A 10,903-nucleotide genomic window follows, 5' to 3' on the forward strand; every position below is an offset into this window, starting at 1 on the left:
TGGAAGACTACAATCGCTTTCATCCGCATCAAGCACTGGCTGGCTTAGCACCGGCAACGTTTGTCAAGAAACTAGAAATGGATAAAGTCTAAACGTACACTGTCCTCATTAGGGTAAGGCTTCACTATTTCTATCTCCTGTGTTTTACAGGGCGATCCTTACTCAATATGGTGCCGTCATATTTTAATCACTAAACGTAATTTGAAACATTTGTTTCAAAAAATGACTTAAATTTTTCGCGGCCGCTTTTGGATACAACATTGACCAAAATGGAAACATGCGTGAATGCCACAGGTGAGACCTTTGCATCGAACTAAAAACAATAAACAATGCAAACGATATTCATTACAGGAGCATCATCCGGACTGGGAAAAGAAACGGCGAAACTATTTCTGGCTAATGGCTGGAGAGTCATTGCGACCATGCGAAACCCTGAAAAGGAAACCGATCTTATTGGGTTGGAAAACCTGACCCTGCTGGCTTTGGACGTAAAAAACGTGCAGCAGGTTAAAGACGCCACCCAAGTAGCCATATCAATGGGCGTGGATGTTGTTTTAAACAATGCGGGTTACGGGCTGGTTGGAGGGTTTGAGGGATATTCCGATGAGCAAATCAAAAGCCAGCTGGATACGAACCTGCTGGGCGTTTTCAGGGTAAGCCAGCCTTCTATAACTTCATTTCGCACACAAGGCAAAAAAGGGGTTTTTTTAACAATTACTTCGGCTGCAGGAATAGCGGCTAATCCCCTTGCTTCGGTGTACAGCGCTACCAAGTTTGCTTTGGAAGGATGGAGCGAGGCAATGAACTATGAAACCAACCAATTCGGCATAGCCTTTAAAACAGTTGCACCAGGTGCAATGAACACCGATTATGTTGGCAGGTCATTGACTTACGTTGCACATGAAGCGTATGAGCCACTCTGGAACAAGATGATGGCTGGCTTTGAAGATGGCAGCACTAATGTGGTATTTTCAGAACCGGCTGCTATTGCAGCAGTGGTGTATGAGGCTGCCACGGACGGCAAAGCGCAATTGCGTTACCTGGCTGGTCCGGATGCAGTCCATGCTTCCCAAATGCGTCAGAAGCTCGGCATACAAGCGCACAGTGAACAAATCAGTGAACTCTATAAAATCAACTGATTATGGAAAGCGTAAATTTAAGTGGTAAGGTAGTTGTTATCACCGGGGCCAGCAGCGGCTTTGGCAAGGTCAGCCCCAGGATGTCGACATTACTGAGATGATAATTCGTTCAACTGCATAACCCTATTTAACAAACAATGTCAGACATAAAACAACCAGGTGGCCTGCAACCAGGTGGCCTGGAAATGACCACCTTCCAACTTGAAAAAGGGAAAACCTATCAGGATTTCATAAAAGCCAATGCTGATGTGGACACCTGGCTTAAAAAGCAGCCTGGCTTTCAGTCCAGGCACATTGCCCAGCGGCGAGACGGAACGGTTGTCGATGCGCTGATCTGGGATTCAGAGAAGCAGGGCACCGATGCCATGCACCGGCTAATGGACGAGCTGGCAGGTTCACCTGTACATGATGTGATCGACCAAGGGACAGTTTCCTGGAACATTTACCCGATCTATCATCAAATTGACCCAAATAGTCACAAACTGGCTGAATTATGAAAAAAGAAGAATTTCAACCCCATATCTTTCAAAGTATCTCTGAGCTGCTGCGGGCTTTGGGATTGCCTAAGCCGACCCATCCCTTAGTGGCGTTGGTTGATTACAAGGACGTCCGTGTTGATACTGGCAATATTGGAAAGGGGTATATCCTGAATTTTTACAAAATATCCTTTAAAAAGCATTTTGCAGGGCAGGTTCGTTATGGGCAGGGTCATTACGATTTTGAGGAAGGGGGCCTCTCATTTACAGCGCCAAACCAGCTCATATCCGCCGCTCAGGAAGAGAAAGATTATAGCGGTTATACTTTGCTTTTCCATCCGGATTTTATCCGGAGTTATCCCTTGGGGAAAAATATGGTAAAGTATGGGTTCTTCTCCTACTCGGTGGCAGAAGCGCTATACCTATCTGATAAAGAGAAGAAAGTAATCTTTTCTTTATTTGATGCAGTAGCATCAGAGCTCGATAGTAATATCGACCATTTCAGTCAGGATGTGATGGTGTCACAGATTGAGACACTGCTCAACTACAGTAACCGCTTTTATAACCGCCAGTTTATAACAAGAAAAGTGTTGCACAACGACCTGATCGCAGAGATGGAAGCTTATTTATCTGAATACTTTAATGAAGACAAGGCCCTACTGACAGGGCCACCAACGGTGCAGCAGCTATCTGGCCATTTGAACGTTTCCCAGCGCTACCTGAGTGACATGCTTCGCTCGCTGACCGGCCAGACCACCCAACAACATATACACGGCAAACTCATCGAGAAAGCAAAAGATATTTTAAGCACAAGCAATCTGACCATTGCCGAGATAGCCTATCAGCTCGGCTTCGAATACCCACAGTCTTTTAATAAACTTTTTAAGAGTAAGACAAAAATCTCACCACTCGAATTCAGGCAATCATTCAACAACTAGTATTAAAAACCGATAATAAAGAAACAAACGTTTCAGAATTGAACTTAATTTGTTTATCATTTGTAAATTAGGGCATGGCAAGGAATGTTGAATTTGATGAACAGTTAGCAGTTTCCAAGGCAATGGATGTCTTTTGGAGAAAAGGCTATAACGGCACTACGATGAGAGATCTGACAGAGGCGATGGGTATCAACAGCAGTAGCCTGTATAATACGATTGGCGACAAACATGAGCTTTTTATCCGGAGTTTAACGCACTTTACCGAGTCCAGAATGAGAGCTGCTTTGAAGCAGTTGGAACCGATCAAATCGCCATTAAAAGCGATTGAAAAATTTATTCAATCATCTGCTCATGCCATTACAAATGAACCTAATAGCTGCTTGGCCATTAAAACGACATTTGAAGTAGCCGCAACCGATAAGCAGGTGCAGCAGATCATAAAAGCCGACAATGATTTTACTTATAATTTGTTGATCACTCTGGTGGAAAAGGCCATAGAGAAAGGAGAGATAAAAGTAAGCCAGGACTCAGCCATGTTAACGGACTATATCATCAACCACTTTACGGGTTGGCATGAGTCGTTTATCATTCACAAGGACAAGGTGCGCGTCAAGAAAATGGCAGCATTCCTTGTGCAGCAGATAAGCCTGTAATTTTTTTGCAACTAATCTGAAACAAATGTTTCGAAATTATGAATATACATGAGCAGTACAAAGATTACTTCACGGCAACCAAAAAACCTGAAGTTATCGAAATAGGAAAAGCCAGCTATGTTTCAATTATTGGAGAAGGAAGCCCTGGGACTAACGCTTTTTATGAAAAGAAAGCGGCCATAAAAGAAGTTATCATTGCATTGGAGAAGAACTCTGCGCTCACTGATCATGCATTTACAAGCAGGATCGTGGAAATATTTTACTGGTTTGATCCGGAGAAGGTTGGGTTTGTCGATATCGGCCGGTTTTATACAACAGTAAATTTAGACCTACTCCGTTACCGGATTGCGATCCGTATTCCTGATTTTGTTACGAGTGAAGCCATTGCACAAACGGCACAGCAAAGACAAGATATTCCCTTCGCCAGCGGCTTTGAACTTTTCACCTACACAGCAGGAACTTGTGTCCAGCTTTTACATACAGGCCCTTTTGCCGGGGAATTGCAAACGCTACCTGTGCTGCAACGCTTTGCCACCGGCAACGGTTTCAAAAAATCCGGCATGCATCATGAAATTCATCTGACCAATTTCGAGGTAGGGGAAAGTCAGGCACATCTTCAAACGATCCTTCGCGATCCCGTAGCAAAGCAACAATAAATTTTAATTAAATCTGAAACAAATGTTTCAATAATAACAATTGATAATGGAAGCAGCAACGAATGAATTAACTGGGAAAGTGGCGCTAGTCACCGGGGGGACAAAAGGCATAGGCAAAGCGATAGCAGATGAGCTCGCTCGCCTGGGGGCCACCGTGATTATTTCAGCAAGGAGCAGGCCTGATGCACAGTCGGAGCACGCCTTTATCGCAGCAGACCTAACCAAACCAGAAGATAATAAAGGGTTAACAAACAAAATTATAGAGGAATATGGCGGACTTGATATCTTAATTAATAATGTAGGCGGGACATCCGGGCCGGCAGGCGGTTTTAGTGTACTCACTGATCAGGACTGGGAAAATGATCTGCAATTGAATCTATTGGCAGCCATCAAGCTGGACAGGTCGCTGGTTCCGTTAATGATTCAGCGTAACACTGGTGTGGTGATCCATATTTCTTCACTGAATGGTAAGTTACCGCTTTATGCCTCTAATTTCTCCTACGGTGTAACCAAAGCAGCCCTTAACAATTACAGCAAGGCATTAGCTAATGAAGTTGCATCCAAAGGTGTGCGCGTAATTACTGTATCACCAGGTATGGTAAAAACCACAGCCATGGAAAGTTTTCTTCATAGCTACGGCTCTACCTTAGGTAAAAACCTGGACGAGACAGCCCAGCTGGTCATGGACAGCCTGGGAGGTGTTCCGCTGAACAGACTCGCTCAGCCAGAAGAAATAGCGCATTTGATAGGGTTTCTGGTTTCACCCAAAGCCTCCTACATCACCGGGAGCAACGTCGTAATAGATGGCGGAACCATACCTACTGTTTTTTAATAAATGATCAATACCCTATGGATCAGACATTTTAATCTTTTTTCAACACTGGTAATGGTTGCAGAATAACAGGATATATGACTTGATATTAAACACTCAAACCATGAAAGATATCAATTTAGATGATGTGGTGAAACGCTCACTCGTTATCAGGAAGCTATACCACGAACTAGAACTCAAACACCACGGTAGCGAGTGGTCTGTTCAGGAAGATGCACTAGCATTTCTGACAGATGCCGGGCTTGTTGGCAGGTTAACGATGGCACAGCAAGGACGTTGGCCCAAAGGCGACAAGCCGGAAAATGAACTTTCACACAAGTTAGGTGAAAGCATCTGGTGGCTAATTATACTGGCTGACCGCATGAATCTAGATATTAATACAGCACTGGATGGATTTCTGTCAAGAACCGAGAAGCTTTTAAGTAACTAATATGGAATTAACACAAGAAGCTGTTGGCGCAAGACTGCTCATCTATGGCGCAACTGGATATACCGGCAAAATGATTTGTTACGAAGCCGTAAGGCGCGGCTTGGATTTTGAGATTGCAGGCAGAGACAGGGACAAGCTTCTGGCCTTGTCTGGGGAATTAAGTGTGCCATATCATGTATTTTTGGTAGATGATAAATTTGGCTGGGAAAAAGCCCTTTTAGGTAAAACGTGCCTTCTTAATGTTGCGGGACCTTTCAGCGAAACGGCGAAGCCTGCCATGCAAGCTTGTATAAGTCACAAAGTACATTATGTTGACATTACTGCCGAAATTGACATTTACAGGCTAACTGAATCTAAAGGCTTAGAAGCAGCTGATGCAGGCGTAATGATCCTTTCTGGGGCAGGGCTCTTTGCTACCTATGACCCACTGGTTTTACATACAGTCGGCCGGATTAAGAACCCGATTTCGCTTCGTATTGCTTTCAAATACAGCGGTGGTTTCACGCCAGGTTCAATTGCCAGCAGTGCTAACATAATTAATGCAGGAATACTGATAAGAAAGAATGGGTTGATCCAGCGGTTATCGGAGGCGCCGGCTGCCAAGTTTGATTTTGGAGATGGCCCTGAAGAGTGTCTGCCCACACCACTGGGTGGGGTCGTGCTTTGTTACCGGTCAACAGGGATCGCTAATATAGAAGAGTATTTTCAAATGGCTTTGCCCGCCAGTACCGGGCAGCCAGATACTATTAATGTCCACAGCCAAATGGGTATTGACTACAATGTGCTGCAGAGTAAGATTGTTGCAGAGGTGATGGGGGCAGATGGATCCATAGTACGATCCATGGCGATTATGCCTGCCGGCTATATGCCCACCGTCAAATCATCGGTAGAAATTGTTTCGAGGGTAATAAACGGTTTCTATACAGTAGGCTTTCAATCACCTGCTTCGGTGTACGGAACAGCACTGCTGAAAGCACTAGACGTTGAATTACTCAACTTATAATTACGCACATACAAATATCCCTGTACTGTTGGAGAAAGAAGTGTCTGCACAAGTTAACGCTCATGTATAAAATAACTTCTTATCTAATTCTGGAACAGTCGTTTTAAGGTATTGATTATCAGTCATATTAATCCTTATAGCTAATTTAGTTTAAGTAATAATGGAAAATAGTTTAATAAAAACCCCGGAACTATCCGGTAAAATTGCCCTTGTGACAGGGGGTACAAAAGGGATTGGAAGAGCAATTGCTGACAGACTCTCTGAGGCGGGCGCTACCGTAATTGTAACAGCAAGAAATCATCCGGATGATAATGAGTTAAGGCATCATTTTATTGCAACAGATTTAACGGTTTCCTCAGAAACGGCAAGAGTAATAGGGCATATCCATGAAAAGTATGGGGCTATTGATATTTTAATCAATAATATGGGCGGCTCTAACAGTCCTTCGGGCGGGTTTGCCGCGCTCACAGATGAGCATTGGGAGAATGACCTGCAATTAAACCTGCTGGTTCCGGTACGTATAGATAGGGCCGTTCTTCCAAAAATGCTGGAACAACAAAGTGGAGTAATTATCCATATTTCTTCTTTAAGTGGGGTATTGCCCTTGTACCAGTCGCTTGGCGCCTATGCGGTGGCCAAAGGCGCTTTGAATAATTATAGCAAAAGCCTTTCAAAAGAGGTAACCCCCAAGGGCGTACGCGTTAACAGCGTTTCACCAGGTATGGTAAAGACCGATACGATGGACATGTATTTGCAGTCTTTATCAGAATCATTAGGACTAAGTTTAGAAGTAACGACACAGAATCTGATGAACACACTTGGTGGGATTCCAATGGGCCGAATGGCAACACCGCAAGATATTGCGGAGCTAGTTGGCTTTTTGGTTTCACCAAGGGCGTCCTACATCACAGGTACTAATTATATCATTGACGGCGGTGCTATCCCAACCATCTAGCATTTAGTTCTTCACTGTTGAATTCTACTATTAGAAATAAACCAAACATAAAATTAAAATCTATTCAAATGAATCAGGTAACCTATAAAATTAGCAGCGAGAGAGAGATCGAAAATCTAGTCGCACGTTACACGCATTTATTGGACAAAGGTGACTTTGCTGGAGTCGGGGCATTGTTTGCACATGGAAGAATCGGTTCTCTTGGAGAATTTACAGAAGGTGCGGATATTGAATCAATGCTTAAATCTAATCTTCAGGTTTATTCTAATGGCACTCCTCAGACAGCTCACATAACTACTAATACTGTTATTAAGATAAATGAGGATGAAACGTCAGCTACTGCGAAATCATACCTTATTATTTTTCAACAGGACGTTGAGCGGTCATTTCCGTTGCAGCCGGTCATGACTGGTACGTATGATGACATCTTCGCGCGGATTGACGGTCAATGGCATTTCAAAGAGAGAAGCCTTTCTATGGGTTTTGCCGGAGACTTGTCACACCACGCTAATCCGGACGGGCCATCTGCAAAAATATTGAAGGATAATGAATAGTATAAAAACGGCCCTTGTAACCGGGGCAAACAAAGGAATAGGGTTGGCAACGGTTGAAGGGCTGGCCAAACAAGGGTATAGAGTATGGCTGGGATCGCGGGATTTTTCCCGCGGTCAGGCAGCTGTCGATGATCTTCGCTCCAAGGGGCTGGACGTATACTTGCTTGTGATTGATGTCGCAAATGATAGCAGTGTGATTCAGGCGGCGCGCACTTTGAATGAGCACACCCCGCATCTGAAAATTTTGATTAACAACGCAGGTGTTGCCCCGAACCTAAAAAGCTTGCCTAGCCAGGAAAGCATGAATTTGATCCGGCAAACTTTTGAGGCAAACACTTTCGGACCAATCCGCGTAACACAAGCTTTCCTTCCTTTGCTGAAAGCTGCTGATCAGGCGCGGGTCATCATGTTAAGTAGTATTGTTGGCTCTATCAGTCTGAGCTCAGATCCTAATGTCATTTATGGACAAGTCAATTTCATGGGCTACTCGGCTTCAAAAGCAGCACTGAATATGATCACTGCCGCTTTTGCTAAGGACCTTGGCCCTTTAGATATAAAGGTATATGCTGTCGAACCTGGGCACATCCGGACCGAGCTTAACGATAATTCAGGAACGCTAATTACGCAGGAAGGCGCAGCAGTGCCCATAAAGTATGCAACTATGAACTTGGAAGCTGCTAACGGAGGCTTTTTCGGGCCTAATGGGATACTCCCCTGGTAGTCAGACCGGATCCGGATGGATAATGCCGCAGTGGGTTTTCTGGTTTTCTGAAAACAGACATGTGAATTTTAGAATTGTTTTGCACTGTTTTAACAGGGATATTTTTTCTATGCGGGTTCATTCAAACGGTTGTTAAAGCGTACCAGCTCCGACACCAGAATGCCCTGCTAGTCCCAAAATCAATTGACGGCACAGATTGAGAAGATCATCCATGTTTGATGGCTTTATGTAATAGTCGAGCGCACCTAATTTTTTAGCAAATTCAATCATATCTGGATTTCCAGATGTCGATAGCATAACTGTGGTAGGGAAGCTAAGCGAGGAATGGTTCGCAGATTCGATAGGGTTTCCAAGCCGTTCATCTTTGGCATGTTCATGTCCAGAATGATAAGACATCCATCCAATACTGTTTGTGACTGCAGAGCCGCGAGAAGTTCCTGCCCATTCTCTGATTCAACAATTTCGATGCTTTGATCTATGGCTTTGATTGCCTCTATCATTAGTAGGCGATCATCGGCATCGTCGTCTGTTAAAAACAAAGTTGTACTTCTGCTCATATACAAAGGTAAATCTTTTTATTAACGACTACTTTAATCAACATACTCTAAGCGCTGATTCCAATCTCATATGTAACGGCTAGAGGTTGACAAATTAATCGGTGGGTTAAAACGTACTGAAGCCTATTTTCGGTTTTATGCGATTCCTTACTCAGGAGTGCCATAAGTGTACAGTTAATACAAGTAGGCATACATTAAATAGTACTTCATAACTGCTTTATTACCTGGGGATAGGCTTGTTGAGACGGGCAGCAATAATAAGCAATCCAAGAAGAATGAATGGAATGCTAAGTATTTGACCCATATTAAGGACCATGTTATCTTCAAAAGCTTCCTGATTCTCCTTAAAAAACTCATCTATAAAACGGAAGGAAAACAAGGTCGATGTCATAATTCCAAATAGTACACCGTGTCCCCATTCAAGGCGCTTGCGGTGCCATAAATGGAACATAAGAGAGAATATCAAACCGCAATAAATTGCTTCGTATAATTGAGCTGGGTGTCTTGGAACGTTATCAATATTAGTGAATACAAATGCCCAAGGCATAGTGGATGGAGTTCCGATCATCTCCGAATTCATTAAATTCCCTAAACGGATAAATGCCCCGCATAACGGGACGACAACGGCAATCCGGTCTAAAAGCCAAAGAAAATGCAGTTTTTTACGTCTGGCAAAAATGAAAGCCGCAAGGATCAGACCAACACCACCTCCATGGCTGGCTAGTCCTGCAAGACCAGTAAAATGGAATGAAGGTGTTAACGAGACAGGTAATATCTCGATTGGATGCTTCCAGTAATATAAGGGCTCATAAAATAAAATATGTCCTAACCGAGCGCCAACTAAGGTGCCGATAATTAAAAACAGGGTAAGTTCATCGATTTCGGTACGTGGACGCTTCTCAATTTTGAAGATACGGCCTGCAACCAAGATGCTCAGGTAGATGCCAATTGCCCAGAATACACCATACCAGCGCGGTACACTTGCCCAGGAGAATATTTCGGGCTGAACATCCCAGATTATGTAACTTAACATCAGCAGGTTTGACAAAAGATGAGCAAGAATAGAAAAAACGATGCGTTATAAAGAAGCCGTCGAACGCTTTGTTGTTTGCTAAGATCTGGTAGTATTGCACACAGAATTTCTTCTTCTGAAATGAGCTGATCTTTAAAATCTATCTTTTGTTGCTCCCAAGCACGTTTTAACCTACTGTTGTTCATTTAGATAACGGTCTTTAAGTTTTTGTTTTACGCGGTTCAACCTTGTGCTTACATTAGTTGCAGTTAGATCAAGTATGCCAGCAATTTCCTTATTGGAATATCCTTCGACAGAAAGAATAATAATAGCCCTGTCACAATCACCGAGGTTACTAACCAACCAAAAAAATTCCTGAGTAAAATCTCCCGTCAAGTCAGCGCCGGAAGAAATATGATCAAGATGCAGTTGTGATAATGGTTCATTTGCATCCAGGTTGTAATCCTTTTTCCTCTTGGCTAAAATGGTATTAAGAGCAACCTTATAAATCCAGGTACTGATCTTTGACTCTCCTCGAAACGTTGGAAAGGAACGCCACAGCTGTAAGATCACATCTTGCCTGGCATCTTTAAAATCATCAGATTTGGGAAAATATGTCTTGCAGATACCGTTAATAATACCGGTATGATCCTGGACGGTTCTGATAAAATCTTTTTCAAGGGACATAGATGCTGCAGCTTCAATGCTGTTTTAACTATTAGTAAGCTTATTCAAGAGAATTGTCACAGACTTGCCATTTTATTAAACTAATTTCTCTCTTTGGATGCGCATCAATTGGAGCCAGAGTATCCATAACAATACAACATTGTGAAAGAGTTTGATTTAGCTTGTTGAGGTGGTTCCGAAAAGCGGCACACATTTTTGCACAACATGATGCAAAATGAAAGACCAAAAATCTGTAAAAAGTCGTCGGAGCTACGACGCTGAGTTCAAGGAAGAAATGATCAGAATGCTCG

The 10,903-nt window shown here is 43.2% G+C and carries 15 protein-coding genes; 11 read left to right on the plus strand and 4 right to left on the minus strand.

Going from position 1 to position 10,903, the window contains the following annotated elements:
- The first annotated feature begins 329 nt into the window (after nt 1-329).
- The 11 genes from FBF61_RS34190 to FBF61_RS34240 all read left to right on the plus strand — a co-directional run bounded on the left by FBF61_RS34190 (nt 330) and on the right by FBF61_RS34240 (nt 8,357).
- Nucleotides 330-1,139 (plus strand): SDR family NAD(P)-dependent oxidoreductase, encoded by an 810-nt coding sequence (locus tag FBF61_RS34190; RefSeq protein WP_138485484.1) that lies wholly within the window; start codon nt 330-332, stop codon nt 1,137-1,139.
- A 137-nt stretch (nt 1,140-1,276) separates the two neighbouring features.
- A complete protein-coding gene (locus FBF61_RS34195; protein WP_138485485.1) occupies nt 1,277-1,636 on the plus strand; it encodes a hypothetical protein in 360 nt (119 codons plus the stop codon).
- Nucleotides 1,633-2,553, plus strand: coding sequence for a helix-turn-helix domain-containing protein (locus FBF61_RS34200; RefSeq protein ID WP_138485486.1), 921 nt, complete (start codon nt 1,633-1,635; stop codon nt 2,551-2,553). The genes FBF61_RS34195 and FBF61_RS34200 overlap by 4 nt, the downstream gene beginning before the upstream one ends.
- A gap of 74 nt (nt 2,554-2,627) precedes the next feature.
- Nucleotides 2,628-3,206 (plus strand): TetR/AcrR family transcriptional regulator, encoded by a 579-nt coding sequence (locus tag FBF61_RS34205; protein ID WP_138485487.1) that lies wholly within the window; start codon nt 2,628-2,630, stop codon nt 3,204-3,206.
- Nucleotides 3,207-3,244: 38 nt separating this feature from the next.
- Nucleotides 3,245-3,862, plus strand: a complete 618-nt coding sequence (locus FBF61_RS34210) for a hypothetical protein (RefSeq protein ID WP_138485488.1) — start codon at nt 3,245-3,247, stop codon at nt 3,860-3,862.
- Between the two features lie 46 nt (nt 3,863-3,908).
- On the plus strand, nt 3,909-4,694 hold the full coding sequence (locus tag FBF61_RS34215; protein ID WP_138485489.1) for an SDR family oxidoreductase: 786 nt from the start codon (nt 3,909-3,911) through the stop codon (nt 4,692-4,694).
- A 103-nt stretch (nt 4,695-4,797) separates the two neighbouring features.
- Nucleotides 4,798-5,124, plus strand: a complete 327-nt coding sequence (locus tag FBF61_RS34220; protein WP_138485490.1) for a nucleoside triphosphate pyrophosphohydrolase family protein — start codon at nt 4,798-4,800, stop codon at nt 5,122-5,124.
- Between the two features lies 1 nt (nt 5,125).
- Nucleotides 5,126-6,127 (plus strand): saccharopine dehydrogenase family protein, encoded by a 1,002-nt coding sequence (locus FBF61_RS34225; protein ID WP_138485491.1) that lies wholly within the window; start codon nt 5,126-5,128, stop codon nt 6,125-6,127.
- A gap of 160 nt (nt 6,128-6,287) precedes the next feature.
- Nucleotides 6,288-7,082 (plus strand): SDR family oxidoreductase, encoded by a 795-nt coding sequence (locus FBF61_RS34230; RefSeq protein WP_138485492.1) that lies wholly within the window; start codon nt 6,288-6,290, stop codon nt 7,080-7,082.
- Between the two features lie 68 nt (nt 7,083-7,150).
- Nucleotides 7,151-7,636 (plus strand): nuclear transport factor 2 family protein, encoded by a 486-nt coding sequence (locus FBF61_RS34235; protein WP_138485493.1) that lies wholly within the window; start codon nt 7,151-7,153, stop codon nt 7,634-7,636.
- Nucleotides 7,629-8,357, plus strand: coding sequence for an SDR family NAD(P)-dependent oxidoreductase (locus tag FBF61_RS34240; protein WP_138485494.1), 729 nt, complete (start codon nt 7,629-7,631; stop codon nt 8,355-8,357). The genes FBF61_RS34235 and FBF61_RS34240 overlap by 8 nt, the downstream gene beginning before the upstream one ends.
- A 266-nt stretch (nt 8,358-8,623) precedes the next feature.
- Here FBF61_RS34240 and FBF61_RS35750 read toward each other — a convergent pair whose 3' ends face one another.
- From FBF61_RS35750 to FBF61_RS34960, 4 genes are all read right to left on the minus strand, one after another.
- Nucleotides 8,624-8,914: a response regulator gene (locus FBF61_RS35750; protein ID WP_138485495.1), complete on the minus strand. Its 291-nt coding sequence runs from the start codon at nt 8,912-8,914 to the stop codon at nt 8,624-8,626.
- Between the two features lie 220 nt (nt 8,915-9,134).
- Nucleotides 9,135-9,947 (minus strand): prolipoprotein diacylglyceryl transferase, encoded by an 813-nt coding sequence (lgt, locus tag FBF61_RS34250; protein WP_205748362.1) that lies wholly within the window; start codon nt 9,945-9,947, stop codon nt 9,135-9,137.
- A 171-nt stretch (nt 9,948-10,118) separates the two neighbouring features.
- Nucleotides 10,119-10,613, minus strand: coding sequence for an RNA polymerase sigma factor (locus FBF61_RS34255; protein WP_138485496.1), 495 nt, complete (start codon nt 10,611-10,613; stop codon nt 10,119-10,121).
- A gap of 40 nt (nt 10,614-10,653) precedes the next feature.
- A partial coding sequence (locus FBF61_RS34960) for a hypothetical protein (RefSeq protein WP_205748363.1) occupies nt 10,654-10,903 on the minus strand: 250 nt, incomplete at its 5' end.

It is taken from the genome of Dyadobacter bucti (genome assembly GCF_005869225.1).
In the GTDB taxonomy this organism is placed as follows: domain Bacteria; phylum Bacteroidota; class Bacteroidia; order Cytophagales; family Spirosomataceae; genus Dyadobacter; species Dyadobacter bucti.